The sequence below is a fragment of the Desulfuromonas thiophila genome, assembly GCF_900101955.1.
GTDB classification, from domain to species: Bacteria; Desulfobacterota; Desulfuromonadia; order Desulfuromonadales; family Desulfuromonadaceae; genus Pseudodesulfuromonas; species Pseudodesulfuromonas thiophila.
Map to the genome: position 1 here is coordinate 4,423 of NZ_FNAQ01000015.1, position 20,307 is coordinate 24,729.

Annotated in this window: 20 protein-coding genes; 7 read left to right on the plus strand and 13 right to left on the minus strand. The window is 61.0% G+C overall.

The features are described from left to right. From BLR80_RS12985 to BLR80_RS12990, 5 genes are all read right to left on the minus strand, one after another. Positions 1–446 (minus strand): hypothetical protein (locus tag BLR80_RS12985; protein WP_216095209.1); only part of this gene is annotated, 446 nt, incomplete at its 3' end. Further along, positions 447–1,013, minus strand: a complete 567-nt coding sequence (locus BLR80_RS10360; protein ID WP_092079679.1) for a hypothetical protein — start codon at positions 1,011–1,013, stop codon at positions 447–449. Next, entirely contained in the window at positions 1,010–2,173 is a 1,164-nt protein-coding gene (locus BLR80_RS10365; protein ID WP_092079682.1) for a hypothetical protein, read from the minus strand. Before BLR80_RS10365 ends, BLR80_RS10360 begins: the two co-directional genes overlap by 4 nt. Beyond that, positions 2,170–2,751: a hypothetical protein gene (locus BLR80_RS10370; protein WP_092079685.1), complete on the minus strand. Its 582-nt coding sequence runs from the start codon at positions 2,749–2,751 to the stop codon at positions 2,170–2,172. The genes BLR80_RS10365 and BLR80_RS10370 overlap by 4 nt, the downstream gene beginning before the upstream one ends. Before the next feature lie 424 nt (positions 2,752–3,175). Next, the gene (locus BLR80_RS12990; protein ID WP_171906416.1) at positions 3,176–3,313 is read right to left on the minus strand and encodes a hypothetical protein; all 138 of its coding nucleotides are present in this window, start codon (positions 3,311–3,313) and stop codon (positions 3,176–3,178) included. Positions 3,314–3,556: 243 nt separating this feature from the next. On the opposite strand from BLR80_RS12990, the gene BLR80_RS10375 reads away from it, so the two are divergent. Further along, on the plus strand, positions 3,557–4,816 hold the full coding sequence (locus BLR80_RS10375) for an MFS transporter (RefSeq protein WP_092079688.1): 1,260 nt from the start codon (positions 3,557–3,559) through the stop codon (positions 4,814–4,816). On the opposite strand, the gene gloB is transcribed toward BLR80_RS10375, so the two are convergent. Beyond that, on the minus strand, positions 4,817–5,569 hold the full coding sequence (gloB, locus tag BLR80_RS10380; RefSeq protein ID WP_171906417.1) for a hydroxyacylglutathione hydrolase: 753 nt from the start codon (positions 5,567–5,569) through the stop codon (positions 4,817–4,819). A 38-nt stretch (positions 5,570–5,607) separates the two neighbouring features. Between gloB and BLR80_RS10385 the strand changes: the two genes are divergently transcribed. Continuing rightward, the gene (locus BLR80_RS10385) at positions 5,608–6,459 is read left to right on the plus strand and encodes a 4Fe-4S binding protein (RefSeq protein WP_171906418.1); all 852 of its coding nucleotides are present in this window, start codon (positions 5,608–5,610) and stop codon (positions 6,457–6,459) included. 19 nt (positions 6,460–6,478) lie between these two features. Here the strand turns inward: BLR80_RS10385 and BLR80_RS10390 are convergent, their stop codons facing one another. From BLR80_RS10390 to BLR80_RS10410, 5 genes are all read right to left on the minus strand, one after another. Further along, positions 6,479–7,363, minus strand: coding sequence for a carbon-nitrogen hydrolase (locus BLR80_RS10390; RefSeq protein ID WP_281241645.1), 885 nt, complete (start codon positions 7,361–7,363; stop codon positions 6,479–6,481). After that, positions 7,360–8,388 (minus strand): agmatine deiminase family protein, encoded by a 1,029-nt coding sequence (locus BLR80_RS10395; protein ID WP_092079697.1) that lies wholly within the window; start codon positions 8,386–8,388, stop codon positions 7,360–7,362. Before BLR80_RS10395 ends, BLR80_RS10390 begins: the two co-directional genes overlap by 4 nt. A 148-nt stretch (positions 8,389–8,536) precedes the next feature. Then, entirely contained in the window at positions 8,537–9,160 is a 624-nt protein-coding gene (locus tag BLR80_RS10400) for a DedA family protein (protein ID WP_092079700.1), read from the minus strand. 112 nt (positions 9,161–9,272) lie between these two features. Next, a complete protein-coding gene (locus BLR80_RS10405; protein WP_092079704.1) occupies positions 9,273–9,539 on the minus strand; it encodes a hypothetical protein in 267 nt (88 codons plus the stop codon). 61 nt (positions 9,540–9,600) lie between these two features. Beyond that, positions 9,601–9,903 carry a cytochrome c3 family protein gene (locus BLR80_RS10410; protein WP_092079707.1) on the minus strand — a complete coding sequence of 101 codons (303 nt, stop codon included), beginning with the start codon at positions 9,901–9,903 and terminating at the stop codon, positions 9,601–9,603. A 309-nt stretch (positions 9,904–10,212) separates the two neighbouring features. Here BLR80_RS10410 and BLR80_RS10415 point away from each other — a divergent pair, with 309 nt between their 5' ends. The 3 genes from BLR80_RS10415 to BLR80_RS10425 all read left to right on the plus strand — a co-directional run bounded on the left by BLR80_RS10415 (position 10,213) and on the right by BLR80_RS10425 (position 12,789). Beyond that, entirely contained in the window at positions 10,213–11,178 is a 966-nt protein-coding gene (locus BLR80_RS10415) for a helix-turn-helix transcriptional regulator (RefSeq protein ID WP_092079710.1), read from the plus strand. 150 nt (positions 11,179–11,328) lie between these two features. Beyond that, positions 11,329–12,300: a polyprenyl synthetase family protein gene (locus tag BLR80_RS10420; RefSeq protein WP_092079713.1), complete on the plus strand. Its 972-nt coding sequence runs from the start codon at positions 11,329–11,331 to the stop codon at positions 12,298–12,300. A gap of 258 nt (positions 12,301–12,558) precedes the next feature. Continuing rightward, on the plus strand, positions 12,559–12,789 hold the full coding sequence (locus BLR80_RS10425; RefSeq protein WP_092079716.1) for a hypothetical protein: 231 nt from the start codon (positions 12,559–12,561) through the stop codon (positions 12,787–12,789). A gap of 122 nt (positions 12,790–12,911) precedes the next feature. Here the strand turns inward: BLR80_RS10425 and BLR80_RS13120 are convergent, their stop codons facing one another. Next, positions 12,912–15,644, minus strand: coding sequence for an Rne/Rng family ribonuclease (locus tag BLR80_RS13120; RefSeq protein WP_092079719.1), 2,733 nt, complete (start codon positions 15,642–15,644; stop codon positions 12,912–12,914). A 1,015-nt stretch (positions 15,645–16,659) separates the two neighbouring features. Here BLR80_RS13120 and BLR80_RS10435 point away from each other — a divergent pair. Then, a complete protein-coding gene (locus tag BLR80_RS10435; protein WP_245691484.1) occupies positions 16,660–18,120 on the plus strand; it encodes a M16 family metallopeptidase in 1,461 nt (486 codons plus the stop codon). Further along, a complete protein-coding gene (locus tag BLR80_RS10440; RefSeq protein ID WP_092079725.1) occupies positions 18,117–19,559 on the plus strand; it encodes a M16 family metallopeptidase in 1,443 nt (480 codons plus the stop codon). Before BLR80_RS10435 ends, BLR80_RS10440 begins: the two co-directional genes overlap by 4 nt. Here BLR80_RS10440 and BLR80_RS10445 read toward each other — a convergent pair. After that, entirely contained in the window at positions 19,508–20,278 is a 771-nt protein-coding gene (locus BLR80_RS10445; protein WP_092079727.1) for a UDP-2,3-diacylglucosamine diphosphatase, read from the minus strand. The two genes, BLR80_RS10440 and BLR80_RS10445, sit on opposite strands and share 52 nt — an antisense overlap. Positions 20,279–20,307 lie beyond the last annotated feature (29 nt).

Below are 20,307 nucleotides of genomic sequence, written 5' to 3' on the forward strand. Positions count from 1 at the left end.
AATGAACCAGATAACACCCCCGTTTGTTGCCATTGTTCGACCTTGCTTTTTAATGCCTGATATTGTGCAGACTGGTCGGGAATCCCGTGTAAAAGGATGCCTCCATCTGCCACAATATCGTTTAAATCGGTAATTTCAGTCCCTCTGACAGCAAGATAACGTTTCCCATCAGCAATGCTCTCAAAGACCGTGGCCGACAATCCCGTCGGATTGAGAAATGTCTGTTCCTGACCGAACTCATCTGTGTAGGTTTCTTCGACCTTGCCATCGTATTGGTCAATGACTCGCCAGTTCGTTGTAAAGGTTTCAGCTTGTTTCTGGGACATGCCATCACCATTGTCCTTTAAGGCATCGGTATAATCCTTGCCAGAGATCTCAAAATAAAGAGTTGCGTACGATGCAAGTGCTAATTCAGCTTGTTGGAAATAATCAGTTGTGGTGCTCATTTATTTACCCCCTTTAGTAAAAATAGATTTTTCAAAACTTGGTGACCTTGTTATATCTGAGCATGAAAAACTCGACCCGTGCCAGGGGCCCGGTAAATCGCCTCCGCCTCGGCCATAGCGGATATATTCGCCCAAAACCTTACCGTCACTGCGACGGATAACTCGGGTTAGCGACCGTGTTACCTGTGGATCTTTTCGGTGGTAATATATAATGTCATCTTCATAAAAATACTCATCCGATGATTTTGCATCAGATTTATCCGGCAGTACCCAGTTTCTACCGGCATAGTATTCGTAAATCTCCGGCGTCAACTTCACCGTCTCATAAACCTTGACGCCTCCATCAATCGCGCACAGTTTTCGTACCTGGGCATCCCAGTACATCTTTTTTCCGGCAACCTCCCAGAAGGCCCCGCCAAACCAGAGCGAGAAAAGAAGAAGACCCGCAACAAGGTGGAAAACCTTTCGTTTCGCCTCTTGCGGCTGCCATCTCCGCCAGGAGCGATAAATAACCCAGCCAACCAACAGCCAGACCCCGATCAAAGCCAGCAGGTATAATCCGCTCATGCCGCAGACCTCCACCCGCGCGGGTTAAACCCAGTGACGAACAATTTTCCCAATGCTGATACTGCTGATTCGAGGGTATGGTCGGCTTTGTTTGCGGAGATCTCCAGCAGGCTGGTGATGGTACTGAGGGTCAGGGATGCGTCGACTTGCGAGAACAGGTCGAAGACGGCGAGAGAATCGGTCATCTGTCCCTTGCCATGACCGAAGGTCTGGCTAGGCCCCCAACGCTCGATGAATACTTCATCATGGGCGCCTTGCTGCACCAGCCCCAGATAATTATCCATGGTGACGAACTCAGGCCCGGCAGAGCCGTAGAGGTTCTGAATTTTCGATGCATCAAAATCCTCGTTGCCCTCAAGTATTCCGAAAAGATTGGCAATATTGAGTTGTGCGTTGCCACTCAGGCCGGGGGTCAGACCTGTCGCAAACCCGGCTCCGTTAATCGTAATGGCTTCCGCTCCAAGACCTGGAAAAAGCCGTGTAAATGCAGCGGCAAGATGTCCACCGAGACTGTGCCCGGTGACCGACAAACTTTCCGATCCGGTCAGCTTGCCAAGGCCCTGAGCCCGCTCGTCATTAAAAACCGTGGTGGAATCAGCAAACTGAATCCGGTAAACAACACCGCCGGGTTCGTCGATGACGATATCCGACCTGGAACGTAATTCTTCAAGGTAATCGATAAGAGCCTGGCCGGACAAACCTCTTAAATTATCAGATTCAGCCTCCTGACGTTCCAGATAAGCAGCCTGATAGACCCCTTTATTCGCCGTATGCAGCCTTATCCAGTCGTTATACATATCGACAATCTGTTTGATAGCCAGGCCGTCGGTTACGATGTCGCCGTAATCAGCCGACCATAAATCATCTGAAAAGGCTCCCTCGGTCCCTCGACAGGCGTAGATATATTCGTTGGTGTCTTTGTTGCGGAACAGGGTGGCGGAAAAACCGCTTTCAGGAGTGTTCTTTTGATGAGATATGACCTGCCAGTGATCGACAAAATCTGCAGCTTGGGTGGCGGAGAAAGAGCCGTGGTTTACATCGGTATTTTGAAGTGCAAGTCGAACTTTTTCATCAGAATAAACATTATTCAGCTTGTCGAACAAAATATAACTTGCTTCTGCCAAAGTAGCCAGATCATAATATTTTTTCACGTCACTCATTTTATGTACCTCCCAATTTGTTTAAAATTGTCCTGTAATTCACCAAATTCTTTAGATTTCGGTACAAAAGGTCCCATTGAAGTCCAAAATTTTATTAGCTCCATCCCGTCCTTGTAACCAGCACGGACGCTTACGCGCTTAACAACAACTTCATTTTTCTCTACATCAACAATGGTTTCCACTGTACGTCGTACTGGCAAAAATGGGGTCGCTAGAGTCTCGATTTCCCAAATAAATCGCTCGTTAACTTTGAATCCCCACGAATCATCTGAGTTGTTGAACTGTGGGGATAATTCCCGCCACGTCAGCGTCTCCGCCACCCCCGGATTCTCCGTCTTCCACTGCTCCGGCGTCTTATAAACCCAGAATCCCGCTTTGGTGGCGCAGTAGTATTTATACAGGGCATAGGTTGGAATAAAATCCCAGAACACCAAGTGATACATCACCAAAGCGGCGACGAATCCCCAAAGTACAGGCCGTCGTCCGCGTTTTTTTGCCCAACGCACCACCAGCCGGATCACCCCGATTGAAATGATCAGGTAAACGACTGCAGCAGCAATAAAAAGTAATCCGATCATGAACCTCTCCTTCAGGCGGCTTGCCGCCAACATGGTTGCGGATATTCATAAAAAGCGTAGGTTTGATACCCATAACCCCACAGGGGTCGCGTCTACACATTTCACACATTGAGCTGACTCCTTAACGTCTCTACGATGGCCCGCAATGATGTGTCCTTTTCCAGCTTTACTCCGAAGCGGCGGCTTGCCTCAGAGATGCCCGACTCTCCAATATTGAAGTGGTTTCCCAAGTTCCGCAGTCACGATCCACTGTAGCGATGACATAGATACAGGCTGACTTGGCGGGCTCGCTTTTCATCATTCTGAATGGCTGCCTTGACCTTGCTGATGATGTCTTCTACTGTCGGACGTGTTTTCAGTTTGTTCAACGCCGGGATATCTCGACCTATCTCTTTTCCCCTCAGGTGCAGCGCTGTAATTTCTTCTACAAGTAGGCCAGAATGTTGGTGATGATGATGTCGTGGGTCAGAAACAACAGCGCAATCGCAAGCAGCAACAGTTCGGACCACAAAATCCTCTTTTTTGTTGTTTTCTTGTCAGAATGCGGCGCTGACGGATTCATGCGGACACCTGCTGTCGGGATTATTTGTCAGCATCTTCTTATAAATTTTATAAATTAGACTATTCATTTTTACAAAAAACAGAAATTTTTCAAATATTATAATTTTATATCTGATAGTCTTTTTTATTACTCAATATGGTTTTTAGTGGTTGTCAGGCAATAATTAATTTCCTGCCATTCTGTGACATCGAATATGACCAGCAAGGGCAGGGCTGTCGTGAATAAGCCTTGGGGAGCTCAAACATGATGTATTCGTTGCGCCGGAGCAGTGGGGGGCCGCCCTGCCATCGTCGGCGTTCCTTTTCCGCTATGGCGATCTGTTATTTTCTCGGTGCCGGTAACGACAATCTGTTCAAACAGGCGGCGTTGCTGGTGGCGGTGAGTCAGGGGCTGACCCAGCTGCAGGGCTGGGCCACGTTGCTGTTTGCCCTGCCGTTTCTGCTGTTTTCCGCCGCTGGCGGCTGGCTGGCCGACCGTTATGACAAACAGCGGGTGATTTTGGCGGTGAAGATACTGGAATTGTTGCTGGTCGGTGTTGGTGGGCTGGGTCTGCTGTGGCAGGATTGGCGCCTGATTCTGGCCATGGTGTTCGCGTTGGCGTTGCAGTCGGCGCTGTTCGGGCCGGCGCTCAATGGTGCGGTGCCAGAGCTCTACCCGGCGCGGCAGCTGGTGCGCGCCAATGCCCGGCTCAAGCTGGTGTCGACCCTGGCGATTCTGTTGGGGATCGCCCTGGCGGGGGTGCTGCTCGATGCCGGCGGTGGGCCGCTGGTGCGGGAGGGTCGCCGGCTGGTGGCGCTGACGGCGGCGGGCTTTTCGGGACTGGGTATCTGCGCCGCTCTGGTCATTGCGCCCTTTGGTGCCCGCCGTACCCCGCGATCCTTTCCCTGGCTGGGGCCCTGGCGTTCGCTGCAGGATCTGTGGCAACTGCGCCACGATCCGCTGCTGGCTTTGGCCCTGGCCGGCAGTGCGTTTTTTTATTTTCTGGCTTCGCTGGTGGTGCTGCAGCTCAACAGTCTGGGGGTGCAGCAACTGGGGCTGTCGGCCCGCCATACCAGTCTGCTCAGTGTGGCGCTGATGCTGGGTATCTGCGCCGGCGCTTTTCTGGCCGCCCGCCTGACGAGCGTGACGCGCTGGCGCTTCGTGCTGGTACCGGCCCTGCTGGGGCTGACGCTGGGGCTGGCGCTGGTGGGCAGCGCGGCGTTGCTGGCGCCGGACTGGCAACAGTGGCTGTTGTTGCCGGCGCTGGTGATGAGTGGCGCCTGTGGTGGGCTGTTTCTGATTCCGCAGGCCAGCTTTCTGCAGGCCCGGCCGGCGGCCGATGCCCGTGGCCAGGTGATCGCGGCGGCCAATTTCTGCGCTTTTGGCGGTATCCTGTTTTCCGGTCAGCTGTTTAATGGTCTGGCGCTGGTTATGACGCCGGGGCAGGGCTTGCAGTGCTCGGCGTTGCTGACGTTGCTGGCGGCCGGCGGTCTGGCGGGGCTGCTGCGTCGTCTGGCCGATTGATCAGGCCTGATCCTTGGCCAGGCGCAGGCGGCGGAAGACCTCGACCGGTGCGGCGGCCGGGCAGCCGAGGACTTGGGCCAGGGCGGCCTGGTGACAGCGTAGGAAGGGGTTGGCACGCCGTTCGTCGCCAAGCTGGGCCGGCACGCTGGGCTGGCCCTGCCGCTGGCGTTCTTCATAGTGCTGCAGCTGGTGGCGGATTTCGCGGCAGTCGGGCAGCAGGCGGGAGGCAAAACGGTAGTTGTCGAGGGCGTAGTCGTGACCGCAGTACAGCTGGCAATGGTCGGGCAGGGTGTTGAATTGCTGCAGCGACTGGTAGAGTTGCGCGGCGCTGCCCTCGAACAGGCGGCCGCAGCCGCCGATAAACAGACAGTCGCCACTGAACAGGGCCGGCGTTTCGACCCCGTCGGTCAGCAGGTAACAGCAGTCGCCGCGGGTGTGACCCGGCGTGAACAGTACCCGGAAGGGCAGGGCGGCGTCCTGTGCCGTTGTTGTCAGCTCGGTCGTCAGGCCGGGAATGCGCTGATCGGCACCGAAGATGGGACAACCGCTGGCCTGCTGCAGGCTCAGGTTGGCGCCGCAGTGGTCGGCATGGGCGTGACTGTTGAGGATTGCGACCAGTTGCAGCCGTTCCCGCTGCAAAAGCTGCAGCACAGGTTGGGCTTCGGCTGGGTCGATGCACCAGACCTGCTGGCCGGATTGGATCAAATAGCTGTAATTGTCCTGCCGTTGACGTAGAATCCGAATCCTGAACATGTGGTCCCGCTGTTTTCGCATCAAAAATGGAGGTTGATATGGCCGCAGATTCCCTGGTGCATTGCATCGCCTTTCTTTCGCCGGCCGGCACGACCCGCCGTTTGGCCCAGCCCCTGGCAGCCGCCCTGCGACGGCGCAACGTCCCGGTGCAGAGCATTGATCTGGCCGGTCGCCAGACGCCGGCCTGCCTGGCGCCGGGCCCCTGCTGTCTCTGGCTCGGTTCGCCGGTCTATGTCGATCATGCCCTGCCGCCGGTGCTCGATTTTGTCGCCACGCTGCCGCCGGGCGACCGTCATTACGCCGTGCCCTTCGTGACCTGGGGAGCGGTGTGCAGCGGCGTGGCCCTGCCGGAGATGGCCAGCGCACTGGCGGCCCGCGGTTGGCGCAGTCTGGCGGCGGCCAAGGTGCTGGCCGAGCATTCTTCCCTGTGGCGCAGCACCGCGCCCCTGGCCCAGGGGCATCCGGACGCGGCCGATCTGGCGCTGATGGAGCAGCTGGTTGACGCCGTGCTGGAGCGGCTGGAGCAGGCCCGGCTGGCCGGGGCTGAACCGCCGTTGCTGGCACTGGACAGACTGCATTATCTGCCGGCGGAGGTGGAGCAGCACAGCTGGAGTAAAAGTCTGCAGGCCGCCAAACAGCTGCTTGGCCCGCATCAGCCACGTCATGACCGCTGTATCCGCTGTGGTGGCTGCGTGCTGAGTTGCCCGGTGGGGGCGCTCGACTGGCAGGGGGACTATCCGCAGGCCAATGACCGCTGTATCCGCTGCCATCAGTGCACCCGCATCTGCCCCCAGCAGGCCTTTCCCTACGATGCTGCCGCCATGGAGCAGCGTATCCGCGGTTTTGCCGCCGCCAGCCCCGAGGTTAAACAGAGCGCCCTGTATCTGTGACCCGTTGCGAAAAAAAGGGTCAGCGGCGGTAGCGACAGTTCAACTCGCCGTAGGCGTCGATGCGGCGGTCGCGAAGATAGGGCCAGATGCGCCGCACCGTTTCGCTGCGGTGCCGGTCGATGTCGGCCAGCAGCACCGTTTCGCTCTGGTCGTCGGCCTGGACGAGGATTTCGCCCTGTGGCCCGGCGACGAAACTGCCGCCCCAGAACTGGGCACCGGCGGTACGACCACTGGGGTCGGGCTCGAAACCGACGCGGTTGACGCTGATGACCGGCAGGCCGTTGGCGATGGCATGGCTGCGCTGGATGCAGATCCAGGCCTCGCGCTGGCGCTGCTGTTCGGCCGCCGTGTCGGCCGGATCGAAGCCGATGGCGGTGGGGTAGATGAGCAGTTCGGCGCCGGCCAGGGCCATCAGGCGGGCGGCTTCCGGGTACCACTGGTCCCAGCACACCAGTACACCGAGGCGGCCGACGCTGGTATCGATGGGCGTGAATCCCAGATCGCCCGGCGTGAAGTAGAACTTCTCATTGTAACCGGGATCGTCGGGAATGTGCATCTTGCGGTAGCGGCCGGCCTCGCGGCCGTCGCTGTCGAAAACAACGGCGGTGTTGTGGTACAGACCGGCGGCGCGTTTCTCGAACAGTGAGCAGACCAGCACAATGGCATGGCGGCGTGCCAGCGTGGCGAAGAAATCGCTGGTCGGGCCGGGGATGGGTTCGGCCAGGTCGAACAGTTCGCAGCTCTGATGCTGGCAGAAATACAGGCTGGCGTGCAGTTCCTGCAACACCACCAGACGGGCGCCCTGGGCGGCGGCCTCGGCAATGGCGCGGGCACTGTGATCGAGATTGTCCTGCCGCGAGGCGCTGCAGCGTTGCTGAATCAGGGCGGTGCGCAGAGGGTTCATGCCAGGGTTCCTTTCGCCAGTTGCATGGTCAGGCAGTGCAGCGAACCGTGCTGCCAGATCACCGGCAGGCAGTTGACACCGATGATGGTGCGGTCGGGGTAGGCGCTGGCCATAACCGCCAGGGCCTCGCCATCGGCCGGATCGTCGTAGGTGGGCACCAGCACGGCGCCGTTGAGCACCAGATAGTTGGCGTAGGTGGCGGGTAGACGCTGGCCGTCCTCGTCGAAGCGCGCGGCGGGCCAGGGTAGCGGCCGCAGGCGGTAGGGCGCACCGGCGAGGGTGCGGAAGCTGGCCAGTTGCTGCTCCATGGCCTGCAGGGCGGCGTAGTGTTCGTCGGCTGGATCGTTGCAACGGACATAAACGAGGGTGTCGTCCGGACAGAGCCGCACCAGGGTGTCGATGTGGGCATCGGTGTCGTCGCCCGCCAGATAGCCGTGATCAAGCCAGAGCACCTGGCGCAGACCGAACAACTGGCACAGCTGCGTTTCCAACTGCGGCCGGCTCAGGTGCGGGTTGCGGTTGGGACTGAGCAGGCAGGTACTGGTGGTCAGCAGGGTGCCGGCGCCGTCGCTTTCGAAGCTGCCGCCCTCGAAAATCAGCGGCTGGCACTGCAGGTCACAGGCCCAGGCGCCGGCCGCGGCCAGCCGGCGGTTGATCTGGTTGTCCTGATCGGCGGCGAATTTCAGGCCCCAGCCATTGAAGCCGAAGTCGTACAGGGCTACTCGTCCGTCGATTTCAACGCTGATGGGGCCGAAATCGCGCGCCCAGGTGTCGTTGGTTGGCAGTTCATACAGCTGCAGGCGGGGACCGTCCAGCCCTGCGGCTTGCAGCCGCTGGCGGACCAGGGCGGCATCCGGCGCGACCAGCAGTACCGGCTCGAAGCGGTTGATCTGACGGATCAGCTCAATGAAAACCTGTTCGATCTGGGGCAGGATCGGTGCCCAGTCGCTTGCGGCGGTGGGCCAGGCCAGCAGGACGGCGTCCTGCGCTTCCCATTCGGCGGGCAGACGGATGGCAGTGGGCATGAAAAACCTTTCAGGCTGAGAAGAAGGGCGGCGAGGCCGCCTGAAGTACGGAATTGGCGTGAATAAGGTTTGTTGGATGCGGCGGAGTATGCCACGAAAGGGCGGTCGGCGCCAAGACGGATGCTGCTGCAGCGAGCGCTGCGACTTTTCAGGCGGGCGGGTCGGACGGATGGTGGTTCCGGCGGCTGCGGTAGCGCCACCACAGCGCCAGCATCAGGCCGGCAAGAGCGAGCCCCGCCAGACTCAGGACGGCGGGATGGGTCTGTTGCCAGGTGCGCAGCCCCAGATAGCCGGCAGCGGGATAGATCAGGCCCCACAGCAGGCCGCTGCCGGTGGTGTAAAGGGCAAAACGGCCTGGTGGCATCTGCAGGCCGCCGCAAACAAAGGTGACAAAACCGCGCAGCGGGCCGAAGAATCGCGCCAGCAGCAGGCTTTTGCCGCCGTGAGCGGCGAAGAACAGTTCGGCCCGTCGCAGCAGACGGGCATGACGGCTGCGTGCCAGCCACTGGCTGATACGCTGGCCGCCCCGGCCACCGATGGCGTAATTGAGCAGATCGCCAACAATGGCTCCGGCCATGGCGGCCAGGCAGACCAGGGCCAGCTGTCCGTGGCCCTGGGCCGCCAGGGCGCCGGCACTGACGCAGATGACGCTGCCGGGCACCAGCAGGCCGATGACGAGCAGGCCCTCGACCAGGGCGGTCAAGGCGATGAGGCCGTAATAGTGCGGGCCCGAGGTCAGTTGCGTCAGCAGGTCGGTCAGCCAGGTTTCCATCTGCCAAGGCTTACTGCAATTTGGCCGAAATAGCAAACCCTGCCTTGCCCGGCGGTGGTGCTGACGGGGCAAGGCAGGGTTTGCTGCCGGGTCGAAGAGGTATCTGCCGGGGCTAACAGCCGGTCAGGGCGTCCATGCCCGGACGGGGCGCCTGGACTTTTTTGTCGGCTTTTTTCTGTTCCGGCCTGAGGATGACGCGGTCACCGACGGCGAGTTGATCACAGGGCTGTTCCAGTGCGATGGTCAGCTGCTGCTGGTCGATGGAGCGGATGGTTCCTGCGAGGCTCTGGCTCAAAGCTGGCGTTGCCAGGGCCAGGCCCAGCAGCAGGGCCAGGGTGACCTGAGGTGACAGCAGCGATTTCACGATCGTCTGTTTCATGGGGATTCTCCTTGGAAGGAAGGTTGCGCGTTCTGCCGCAGGAACGAACTCCGGCGGTTGTCTACTGAACGTGACAGGCACTGCAGGTGACGGGGGCCTGGGCGTTGCCGGCTGCTTTTTCCGTCTTGTGACAATTCAGACACAGATCGTGGCCCTGCTGTTTGTTTTCGATGGGGATACGGCCCGGTTCGCCCTCATGGCAGCGGCTACAGTCGAGCACGGCGCCGTGGCCCTTGTGGTTGAAGGTGACGGTTCCCTTGCCTTCATAGGTGTAGACATCTGCGGCCAGGACCGGTGCCGCCAGCAGTGTGGCCAGCAGGCACAGAGACAGTAACGGGGCTGTGATGTGGCGCTGTTTTTTCATGATGGACCTCCTGAGGTGGTGAGGGCAGACCCTTGGCTGCGGTCGGCGTCTGTGCCGCCCGGCGGGTGCTGTCTTTGCTTCCTGTTTAGCCCAGTGGTCGCCGGTTTGCATTCGACATCGGCTCCAGTTCCACCCGATGTCGGGTCTTTTTTGCCGAATTTCAAGGGTTTGTTGAGTGGTCCGGCGCGGCTGGCTGGCGCTGTTACCGGGCCATGGAATTGCCTTTTGATAGTCAATCTGCTAGGGTCGCAGAGCGGTCGGCAGCCTTGCCGGCCTTTTTCCTTGGTTTGTTCGCGAAACGAGAACGCCATGTCTGAGCAGGACGATTTCACCGGTCGCAGCGATGCCACGCTGATGATCGATGGTGCTGCGGTGCGCCGGCTGCGTGAGCAGCGGAACCTGACCCAGCTGTATGTCGCCAAGGTGGTCGGTGTGACGACTGACACCATTTCGCGCTGGGAGAATAATCGTTATCCCAGCATCCGGCGCCAGAATGCCGAGCGTCTGGCCGAAGCTCTGGAGGTGGCGGTCGAACAGATCCTGCAGGACGGGCCGGTGGCTCCAGACGCTGACGGCGCGGCCTCGGCCGGCCGGTTGCCGTTCTGGCGTCGCCGACCGCTGCTGCTGGGCCTGCTGCTCACGGCCGGGCTGGTTGGCTTGTTGTGGGCCTTCTGGCCGGGGACCGCCGCTACGCTGCGGGCGCAGCGGTTGTTGCCAAGCTATGCCGCACCGGCGACGCGAATTCCGGTACAGCTGGTGATTGAAGGCTCATCGGCGCGGGCAGTGGTGCGTGAAACCCTGCCACCGGGTTGGCAGTTGATTGCCGCCGACCCGGCGCCGGACAGTGTTGACGCCGCCAGTGGTTTGCTGCGCTGGATGATTCGACTGGAAAACGCTCCGGTCGTACTGCACTATCTGGTGCAGGTGGCGGCTGGTCCTGCTCATTCGCCGCAGCCTTTTGTCGGCGAACTGGTGATGCAGGGTGCGTCGAAAGCCCGGCGGCAACTGGTGCTGGGCGCCGATCAACTGGTGGTTAGTCCGCTGCACTGGGCCGATCTTAACGGCGACGGCCACATCAATGACGACGAGATGCTGGCGGCGTCCGAAATCATCGAACAGGCTCCCGCTCTGCCACTGGACTTTGCCGCCATCGAGGCCCTGTGGAGTGCTGGGGCCTATCACTGGGATGCGCAGCAGGCTGCCTTTGCGCCCGGCCCGCCCCCTCAGCAGGCTGTTGAAAAACTGCCTGCTGAGCCCATGGATGGGCGTCGTTGAAAAAGTCCCGGAGGAGATTTTAACCTTCTGTTAAAGAACGGTCGGCGCGGTTTTTCGCTGACGTCCGTGGCGCGATCTTTTATACTGCCGCCGGTTTTCATGTGCCGACGGGCTTCTCAACTGTTTGCTTAACGGGTAGGACACACCAGAATGGAATCTGTGCTGAAGCTGGTTGCGGCGGAGATGCGGGCGGTTGAACAGCAGTTCAAGCGCGATCTTGATTCCGATGTCTATTTGATCCGCAAGGTTGGCGAATATGTGCTGGCCAGCGGTGGCAAGCGCATGCGGCCCATGCTGGTGTTATTGGCGGCCCGGCTGGCCGGCTACCAGGGCGAGGCGCATATCGGGGTTGCCAGCGTGGTCGAGTTCATCCATACGGCCACCCTGCTGCACGATGACGTGGTCGATAGCGCCGAACTGCGACGCGGCGCGGCCTCGGCCAACCGGGTGTGGGGCAACGAGGCATCGGTGCTGGTGGGCGACTTCCTGTTTGCCAAGTCTTTTTCCATCATGGTACGGGCTGGCAGCCTGCCGATTCTGCAGGCCCTGTCCGACGCGACCACCCAGATGGCCGAAGGCGAGGTGCTGCAACTCATCAGCACCTGCGATCTCGATCTGAGTGAAGAACGCTATATGCAGGTGGTGCGCGAAAAGACCGCCGTGTTGATCGCCGCTGCCTGCCGTTGTGGCGCCATTCTGGGTGGAGTCGATGCGGCCTGCCAGCAGGCCCTGCACGATTTCGGCATGGATCTGGGGATTGCCTTTCAGTTCATGGACGATGCCCTGGATTATGTGGCCGACGAGAAGGAATTCGGCAAGGTGCGGGGTCATGACCTGGAAGAAGGCAAGATGACGCTGCCTTTGATCGAAACCCTGCGACGCTGCACCGCCGAGGAACGTCAACTGGTCGAGCGCGTGGTGGAGGAAGAGCCTTTGCAGGAAGACAGCCTGAGCCAGGTGGTGGCACTGATCGAACGCTACGATGGTATCGGTTACACCCGACAGCGGGCCCAGCAGATGGTTGAAAAGGCCAAGGGCCATTTGCGGGCGGCCTTTCCCGAGGATGAGGTGCGGCGGGCGCTGGAGATTCTGGCGGATTATGTTGTCAGTCGTTCGCATTGATAGGCGGTCCGCGTGTCCGGGGGACAGACGGGGCGCCCGATGCTTGGAGGGGTTCGGCCGGGGCGCTTTTCGCACTTTTGGTGAGGGGCAGGTAGTTCGCAATTTGACGTTTCCGCGGCGTTAAATGCCGAGATTTCTGCCGCGGGCGCCGGGCTGACCTGGCAGCAGCACCGGGGTTTGGTTGTTGGAACAGTCTCTGCATGCGTCGGTTACAGAATACCGTGGCCGACGTTTTCCTTTTTATGCAGGGATTTGCCGATGACGCCAGAAGATCAGATTGTTCACGAAAGTACCTTCGTCTTTTGTGATCACCGCTACCCTATACGCATCTACCGGCGCGGTGATGAAGGCTTTGTCGCCAAAACGGAATTTTCCCCAGACGATACCATCATCAACGATGGTACCGATCTTGAGCTGCTGCTGGAACGGCATCGGCGCCTGTTGCCCCTGGCGATTCTGTCGCGCCAGATTCGCGGTCGAAGCAACTGAAGAATGCCATAACGCAGCAGCCCCTGTTTCTTGCCATAGCGATAAAAAACCGCTCCGGAAGATTATCCGGAGCGGTTTTTTAGTGGTGCGTCCGGCGCTAGCCGGGCAGATGCTCTGCGTGTTCAGGCGATGTCTTCGGGACCAGCGGCACTGCTGGCCGTTTTGCTGGTACGCCGGCGTCGCACGGGCTTCTTGGTGGTTTCGGCCGTTGTGGTTTCGCTGCCGGCTGCAGAGGTGGTCGTGTCGCTGCCCGTGGTTTTACGGCTGGTACGCCGGCGGGCGGGTTTCTTTTCACTGTTGTCACTGTCAGACGGCATGGCCAGGCTGGCAGAATCGCCGGACGGGGCTGTTGCCGGTACTGTGCTGGCGGCAGCTTTACGGCCGGTGCGGCGCCGCGCCGGTTTTTTGGCCGTTTCCGCTGTTTCGCTGGGGGCCGTTTCGGTTGCCGCTCCGCTGTTGCTGTCAGTTGCAGGCCGTGGCAGGGCGGAGGACGCAGCTGCAGCACCCGCCGGGTTGGCGGCTGGGGTGTCGCTCGGTTCTGCCTTGCTCACAGGAGCCTTGCGACTGGTGCGGCGGCGAGTCGGCTGTTTAACGGATTCCGTTTCCGCCAGGTTTGTCGCTGTTGCCTGCTTGCCGGTCGCCGGTGCTGCCGGTGCTGCCGGTGCTGCCGGTGCTGCCGGTGCTGCCGGTGCTGCCGGTGCTGCCGGTGCTGCCGGTGCTGCCGGTGCTGCCGGTGCTGCCGGTGCTGCCGGTGCTGCCGGTGCTGCCGGTGCTGCCGGTGCTGCCGGTGCTGCCGGTGTCGGGGCGGGGGAGTCGGCAGCCTTGGCCGATACCGCCTCTGCTGGTGCTACGGCTTTATCCGTCGGAGTGGTTTTTTTGCGGCGACCGCCCCGCCGTGTCGGACGTTTGGCCGGCTTGGAGCCACTGGCGTCTTCCTCCGCAGCGGTTGTCTTGATCGCCGCCGCATCGTTGATATCGTCGGTTGTCGGGGTGGTGGGGGACTTGTCGGCAGGTGGCGAAGTGCTATCCGGGCTGGTCCCCATGGCTGCCGTTGCCGGATCGGTCTGGAGCGTGTCAGTTGCTTCGGTGGCTGCCGTGCCATTGGCGGTTTTTTTGCGCCGGCCGCGGCCACGTGACCGCCGCCGGCTGGAACGGGCCGGAGTCATGCCCTCGCTTGCCGAGGAGGCTGATTCCACGGGCGTATCCCCTTCGGTGGTGTCGCTGGACAGGTCTTCAGCAGCGGCTTCGCTGGCAGACGCAATAGCACTTTCACTCGGAAGCGGACGTTCTTCCAGCGGCCGGCTGCGCTCGGACAGGTCCATGTCCACCAATGCCCGTTGCGGCGTGTTTTCCTCGCCCGCCTCGCGCGGGGCCTTGCTGCAGTCGATGTCCATCTGATCGGGCAGGTAGCCTGGCTCCGGCTGGATGGTGATTTTCAGGCCGTAGCGCTGTTCCAGATCGTGCAGGTCAGCCCGTTTGTTGTTCAGCAGATAACTGGCCACATCGAGGGCCACACGGGCATTGACCAGGTCGATCTGACCCTTGGCGGTGGCAGCCTGGATGCGCCGCAGCAATGCCACGGCGCGGGATTCCTCACTGCGGATGCGACCGGTTCCCTGGCAGTGGGGACAACTGTGGGTGGACGTGGCTCCCAGGTTTGGTTTGATGCGTTGGCGACTCATTTCCAACAGGCCGAACTGGGTGCTGATGCGGCCGAGGGTGACGCGCGCCTTGTCGTTCTTGAGGGAGAGTTTAAGCGCCTTTTCCACTTCGCGGCCATTCTTGCGCTGGCGCATGTCGATGAAGTCGATAACGATCAGGCCGCCAAGATCACGCAGCCGCAGCTGCCGGCCGATCTCTACCGCCGCCTCGAGATTGACCCGCGTGGCGGTGGCCTCAACATCCTGTTCGCCTGACATCTTGCCGGAGTTGACGTCGATGGCGACCAGCGCCTCCGTCTGATCTAGGACGATGGAGCCGCCTGACGGCAGGCTGACCGTGTTGCTCGACAGCTGGGCGATCTGCTCTTCGATCTGGTAACGGGCGAAGATCGGGCGCCGTTCCTGATGCAGTTTGACCAGCGGCGCATACTGCGGCATGACCGCCAGGAAGAATTCGCGGGCCTGCTGGTAGACCTCGCGGTCATCGATGAGCACCTCATCGATTTCGGGGGTGAAATAGTCGCGAATGCTGCGCAGCACCAGACCGGATTCCTGATAGATCAGGGCAGGGGCTCCGGCCTTCTGGGCGTGATCAATAATGCTGTGGTAGATGCCAAGCAGGTAGTCGAAGTCGCGCTTGAGTTCTTCGGGCGGCTGGTCGATGGCCGCGGTGCGGATGATATAACCCATGTTTTCGGGCAGGTCGAGTTGCTCCAGGGCTTTTTTGATGTTGCGGCGGGTAGGTTCGTGTTCAATTTTGCGCGAGATGCCGCGCGAATTGCTTTCGGCCAGCAGTACCATGTAACGGCCGGCCAGGGACAACTCGGTGGTAAGAGCCGCGCCCTTGGTGCCGCGTTCCTCCTTGACCACCTGAACCAGGAGTTTCTGGCCACGCTTGAGAATGTCGTTGATGGCGGGGCGGCGCCGCTCGCCGCTTTCACCATTGCGGGCGGCGGGCCAGAGAGCGGGGTGGATGTCGCCGATTTGCAGAAAACCGGGGCGGGCGGCGCCGTAATCGACAAAGGCTGCCTGCAGCCCGGCTTCGACGCGGATGACCTCCGCCTTGTAGATGTTGCCTTTGGTCTGCTCGCGGCCGGCGACCTCGATGTCCAACTCAGTCAGCAGACCGTCTTCGACGATTGCGACGCGTTCCTCTTCGGGCAGCGTCGCATTGATCAGCATTTTTTTGCTCATGCAGGGTTTCCTGGTGAAGGCGCAACACGGCCGTTGCCCTTCTGGCGTGCTGGCCTGAACCAACGCGCCCTTTTAAGTGGTTAACAGGCGCCACTGCGGCAATGCCGTCACGCGGTGGCGCCGCCCCGCCGCGACCAGCCGGCAGGGCGGGCGGCACGGGAGCTGGAACTCTGTGCGGGCCTGTGGCCGCCGGTGGAACTGGCGGCTGACGGGCGATCCGCCACCAGCCAGAGAGCGGGTGACGGGAAAAAACAAGGGTACGCTGGCTGCTCGCTGGCTCGTGGTCTCGGCCCGCGCGCTCTGGCGGCGGGTTAAAAAGCCCCGCGAACGATTTTTCAACCGGAAAGGCCGAAAATGCGAGGTTTACCAAGATGGCGCGGCGGACATAAGCGGGCGCGCAGCTCCGGGAAAGAGCGGGCTGGCGGCGCCGGAAAAGGTGGCGCCATCATAACAGAAGGTCATCACTTGTCATCTGCTATTTCACGGTGGCAGGGTTGCGGGTTTATTGGCGGTAAACAGATTTCAGGCTTGCTGAATGTGTCTCAGGGTATATAATCCCATGAATTTTTCGAAAAAGCTGGTGTTTGGATCGACGTTGAGCGGGACCACGCGGTGCTGTTGTGATGCTCCGCAGACTCCTTTTTACCGGTTTCCGGTCTGTACCCAGAATGAATGTCAGCCTGTTATCGGTGCCATCGACCGCATGTGATAGGATGTTTTTCGTTGCCAAGCCACGGCAGATTCTGCCGGCAACAGACACAGGCTCTCCCCCTTGGAGCCTGTCTGCCCTGTTCCTCCCCTCCTCCGGAACAGGGCTTTTTTTGTGCCTCGCTTTTCCCTCCTGATCCGCTGTGCTATGCTTCTGCCCCGGTAATGTGTTGCGTTTTCTTTTATTGAGCAGATGAGGGCACAAATGAAGCCTGAGCAAGAAATAATCCCGCTTCCGAGTGGCAGGGGTTCCTTTCGCGGCGCTGCTGGCTGCCGAGGTTGTGCTATCTGGCTGGCGCGGTTGCTGGTGCTGACCTGGCTGTTGTTGCCGTGCGGCCGGGCAGCGGCTCTGGCCCTGCAGGAGCAGGTTCACGAGTTCGTGCTTGACAACGGTTTGCGGCTGCTGGTGGTGCCGCAGCCGACCGCCATGACCTTCACGGCTTATCTGACCCTGGGGGTCGGCTCGGTGGATGAACGGGACAGCAATCGCGGCATTGCCCATTTCCTTGAACATATGCGGTTTAAAGGTACCCATCAGATCGGCACCCGTGACTTTGCTGCCGAGGAGCCGCTGTTGCGTCAGCTTGATGAGGTGGTCACGCGTCTGCAGCGCTGTGAGCAGGAGGCGAATTGCCCGCCGCAACGGCTGGAGGCCTTGCGTCAGCAGGTGAAACAACTGGAGCAGCAGCACCGCCAGCTGGTGGTCAAGGACGAGTTTTCCGAGATCTACGCCCGGCATGGCGGCGTCGATTTCAACGCCTTTACCAGCAAGGATCTGACCACCTATCTGATTTCCCTGCCGGCCAACCGGCTGGAGCTCTGGTTCGCCCTTGAAGCCGACCGCATGAAGAACACGGTGCTGCGCGAATTTCACACCGAAAAAGGGGTGATCCAAGAGGAACGGCGCCGTTCCTATGAAAGCCGGCCCTTTGGTCTGCTGTACGAAACCCTGCTGGCCACGGCCTTTCAGGTGCATCCCTACCGTCACCCGGTGATTGGCTGGTCATCGGATATTGCCGCTCTGCGCAAGGAGCAATTGCAGGCGTTCATGGAACGCTATTATCAGCCGGCCAACTGCTGTATTGCCCTGGTCGGTGCGGTCGAACCGGCTGAGGCCCACCGTCTGGCGCAGCATTATTTTGGGGGCATTCCCGCGGGCGAGCGCGTGCCGCCGGTGACGGCGGTGGAGCCGCCCCAACGCGGCGAGCGGCGGGTGCAGGTGCGCTTTCAGGCTGAACCCCAGTTGCTGGTGGCTTACCACAAACCCACCGTGCCCAGCCGCGACGACTATGCCTTCGATCTGCTGGCGGTGTTGCTGACCGACGGCCCCACCTCTCTGCTGCATCGCCGGCTGGTTCTCGAACAGCAGTTGGTGACGCAGGTGTCGGCCTTTGGCGCGCCCGGTGGCCGTTACGACAATCTGTTTGTGCTGCATCTGGTGCCGCGTCATCCTCACCCGGTTGCCGAGGTGGAGGCGGCGCTCTATGCCGAGCTGGAACAACTGTGCGCCGTGCCACCGACGCAACAACAGCTTGACCGCGCCCGCAAGCGTCTGCGGGCCGATCATCTACGCCAGCTGCAGAGCCATCGTGGTCTGGCCGGCATGCTGACCCATTTTCAGGTCGTCACCGGTGACTGGCGCTATCTCGACCGCTATGACGCCGTGATCCGCAGCCTGACCGCTGCCGAGGTGCAGCAGGCGGCGGCCCGCTGGTTGAAGGCCGACAACCGCACGGTGGTTGAACTGGTGTCGCAGGAGGCGTCATGAACAGGCGGGGAATAAGGTGCGCGCTACGTGCTGCTGTTGTTGGTTTGCTGTTGTTTCTGCCGAGCGGCGGCTGGGCCGCCCGGCCCGATGCGATCAGCTTGCCACCCTTGCAGGAACGCTGGCGCTTGCCGGAAAAAATGCAGCTGGATAACCAGGTGCCCCTGTATCTGCTGACCGATGAACGGGTGCCGCTGGTGGATGTCACGGTGCTGCTGGCTTTTGGTCGCAGTGCAGTGCCGCCTGATCAGAGCGGACTGGTGGAGTTGGTGGCCGAGGGGTTGCGCAGTGGTGGCAGCTTAAAGCGCCGTCCGCAGCAGATTGATGAGGATCTTGATGCGTTGGCGGCCAATCTGCGGGTTGACAGCGGGCCCTACAGTATTGAACTGCATCTGTCGCTGTTGCGGGAAGATCTGGCGGCGGGGGTGGCTCTGTTGGCTGAGCTGGTGCAGCAGCCGCGTTTCGATGCCGAGCGTTTTGCCATTGCCCGCCAGCAGTTGCAGGAAAACATTCGCCGGCGTGCTGACCAGCCTCAGGGCGCGGCGCAATATTTGCTGACCCGCCAGCTTTACGGCAGTCACCCTCTGGGCCAGCCGCCGACGCTGGCAACGCTGGCGACCTTTGATCTGGAGCAGGTCCGCGCCTTCTATCAGCGCCATGCCGGGCCGGCCCACCTGTGGTTGGCGGTTTCCGGCGCGGTTGATGCCGGGGAACTGCTGCCCTTGGTCAATGACGCCTTCGGCCACTGGCAGGCGCCGGTGACAGCGGTGCCCTTGCCACCACTGCCGCCGGAGGCCGCGGCGGAAAGCCTGCTGGTCGACCGACCGCTGCCGCAGACGACGGTGCTGCTGGCTCAGCGCGGTATCGACAAGGACAACCCGGATCTCTATGCCGTGCAGGTGATGAACTACATACTTGGCGGGGGCGGGTTCAATTCGCGCCTGATGCGGGAGATTCGCTCCAATCGCGGGCTGGTCTATTCGGTTTACAGTGCCTTTTCCGTTGGCCGGCGCTTGCCCGGTCCCTTTGTCGCCGGCTGTGAGACCCGTAATGACCAGGTGGCCGAGGCGGTCGATCTGATGCGGCAGGAAATGGAACGTCTGCGCACGGAAACGGTCACGCCCGCCGAACTGGAGCTGGCGCGCGAGAGCCTGATCAATGCCTTTATTTTTGTCTTTGCCGACAGTCATCAGCTGGTGCGGCGGGTAATGGAACAGGATTATTACGGTTTCGCGCCGGATTATCTGCAGCGTTATCGCCAGCGCATTGCTGCCGTTAGCGCGGAAGATGTGCGGCAGGTGGCGCGGCGCTATTTGCAGCCGCAGCGTCAGCAGCTGATTCTGGTGGGGGCGGCTGAAAGTCTGCATCTGCCGCCCGGCGGGCCGCTGCGTCAGGTGGCGGTGGAAACGTTGCTGTCAGAAGCGCCGGTCGCCTCACCGTAACGGCACAGCCGCAGGCCCCCCGCATCGAGTTCGGCGTAGCACCGTTTTTCCGCCCAGTCACCCACCACGACCACCTCGATGGTGTCAGCTGACAGACGCCAGGGCTGGTGAAAGTGGCCGCACAACAGCAGATCGCAGCCGGCGGCGGCGGCAACCTGGCCGGCCTGCTGCAGGGCCGGGCGTGGCGGGGCCGGAAGGGGCAGGCCAGGCCGGGGCCGCGAATGGCGCCGGCTGAGGGCACTGAGCCGTTCGGCCAGCGCCCAGACGGCATCGGCTGGCAGCAGCTGCTGCAGCAGGCGACTGGCGCGGCTGCGCAGCAGCCAGCGCCACAGCCGGTAGCTGTGGCTGGCGCCAATGCGGTCGCCGTGGGTCAGCCAAAGGCGGTGACCGTAGAGGGCAATGGTTGCGCTGTCGGCAATGAGGGTGGCGCCGAGGGTCTGGCTGAAATAGGGGCCGAGATGGAAATCGTGGTTGCCTTCAGCGACGATCAGCCGGGTACCGCTCTGTTGCAGCAGCCACAGTTGCTGCAGCAGGGGCAGATAGGCACTGAAGACACAGTGGCGGTAGCCGATCCAGAATTCGAACAGATCGCCCAACAGGATCAGGCAATCGGGCCGGTCGCTTTGTTGTTGCTGCTGCAGAAACTGCAGCAGATCGCGGTAAGCGGGATCGGTCGGCTGTTTGAGGTGGGCATCGGCAAGAATCAGGGTTCGGCTCATGGCGCGCACTATAGCAATCCCACCGCGCT